The organism is Neisseria sp. P0021.S005, assembly GCF_051956955.1.
Genome location: NZ_JBQCWY010000614.1, coordinates 1 through 1841, shown reverse-complemented (window position 1 = coordinate 1841; position 1841 = coordinate 1). Strand labels below are relative to the sequence as shown.

Annotated in this window: 2 protein-coding genes; both read right to left on the bottom strand. The window is 48.9% G+C overall.

Going from position 1 to position 1841, the window contains the following annotated elements:
• Window positions 1–244 precede the first annotated feature (244 nt).
• A complete protein-coding gene (locus ACTHUE_RS17495) occupies window positions 245–664 on the bottom strand; it encodes an OsmC family protein (RefSeq protein ID WP_003679886.1) in 420 nt (139 codons plus the stop codon).
• A 111-nt stretch (window positions 665–775) separates the two neighbouring features.
• Window positions 776–1585 carry a bifunctional hydroxymethylpyrimidine kinase/phosphomethylpyrimidine kinase gene (gene thiD / locus ACTHUE_RS17490; protein ID WP_070584798.1) on the bottom strand — a complete coding sequence of 270 codons (810 nt, stop codon included), beginning with the start codon at window positions 1583–1585 and terminating at the stop codon, window positions 776–778.
• Window positions 1586–1841 lie beyond the last annotated feature (256 nt).

Sequence of the window (1841 nt, the reverse complement as noted above, 5' to 3'; positions counted from 1 at the left end):
TCCGTATGAAGGCACAAGCGTTTACAAACCTGCAGCTTTCGGGGGTGTTTAAAATATAATTAAGAATTGTTGACAATGTTAAACGAAACTTGCACAATGAGGTCAACAAGCCAAGTTATAAAGGCTGATAGAGATAGAGAAAAAGGAATAAAAAGCAAGCAGATATATTCATGTTAATGCGTGAATATATCTGCTTTTTTTGTGGGCAGCCGTTTCACGCTCCGACACCCCCCCTGAAACCGCCCTATTCTGTTTCGACGATCTCGAAGCTGTGGCTCATTTTTGCCGCTTTGCCCAGCATAATCGATGCGGAGCAATATTTTTCGGCAGACATCTGTACAGCGCGTTCAATCGCGCTTTCTTGCAAATCCCGACCATACACTTTGAAATGGATATGGATTTCGGTAAACACGCGCGGCGCGGTGTCGGCGCGTTTGGCAGTCACTTCGGCACGGCAGTCGGTGATTTTTTGGCGTTGTTTCTCGGCAATCATCACTACATCGATGCTAGAACAGCCTGCTACACCCAACAACAGCATTTCCATCGGGCTGGGGCCGCGTTTGACTTCGCCTTCAGCCGCCGCGCCTTCCATCACAACGCTGTGTCCGTTTGCCGTTGTTCCGACGAAGCACATTCCGTCTATCCATTTTGAAGTAACTTGCATGGTGTCTTTTTTATCCGTAAAAGCATTAATCCGATATTGTAAACAATTTCAAGTGATAAACCTAGTCAGGCCATCTGAAAAATACAATCAATTACAATTGGTCTGAACGCATTATTCGTCCCGATACGCCCAGTGGTTGACCGGTCCGTGCCCTGCCCCGATGCCCAAAGGATGGGAAATGGCGGCGGTAATATAGTTTTTTGCCGTTTGAACCGCCTCGGGCACGCTAAACCCTTTTGCCAACTCGGCAGTAATGCAGGCAGAAAACGTGCAGCCCGTGCCATGCGTATGCGGCGTCGGGAAACGTTTGCTGTTCAGCTCGATGGTTTCGTATGGCGTAAACAGCCAGTCGGTGCAATATTCGCTTTGACTGTCGGCAAGATGGCCGCCTTTAATCACCACATTTTTCACGCCCCAATCCTGAAGAATTTTGGCGGCGCGTTCCGCATCTTGGCGGTTTTCAATATTGATACCCGTCAAAGCCTGCGCTTCGGGCAGATTGGGGGTCAATACGTCCGTATGTGGCAGCAGCAGGCGCTTCATGGCTTCGACGGCTGAATTTTCCAACAACGGCGCACCGCCTTTGGCAATCATGACCGGATCCAACACGCGTTTGCCGAAGTCGCATTCGGCGGTTTGTTCCACCACGCATTCGATGATTTCCGCCGTACCCAGCATGCCGATTTTATAGGCGCGGATTTGGAAATCTTCCTGAATCGCGGCAATTTGTGCGGCAATCATGTCGGTCGGTATCGGATGCACTGCCGATACGCCCAAAGTATTTTGTGCGGTAACCGCGGTCAGTACGCTGGTACCGAACACGCCGCGCATCTGAAATGTCTTCAAATCCGCCTGTATACCCGCGCCGCCGCCGGAATCTGAGCCGGCAATCGTCAGCGTTTGAATAAAAAGTTCGTCCATCATATCCTCCTGTTTTCAGACGGCCTTTTGCTTATCGTTATGGGAAGCTGTTTTGGTTTTCTCCGCAAACAAAGGCATGCGCCGTTTATCTTTCCGAAAGTCTTATTTGTTGTTTTACCCAAAACAAACGTACGTTCTCGGGCGGAATATCTTAACAAACAAAAGGCCATCTGAAAACTATTTTCATTTTCAGACGGCCTGTTCAATTTTAAACCTATTCAGGCTTATTCTTCGTATGCGTCAATCGGCAAGCAGG

What these genes read in the sequence shown, in the direction of transcription:
- ACTHUE_RS17495 (WP_003679886.1), bottom strand. Translation starts at nt 664, where the DNA reads ATGCAAGTTACTTCAAAATGGATAGACGGAATGTGCTTCGTCGGAACA.
- thiD (WP_070584798.1), bottom strand. Translation starts at nt 1,585, where the DNA reads ATGGACGAACTTTTTATTCAAACGCTGACGATTGCCGGCTCAGATTCC.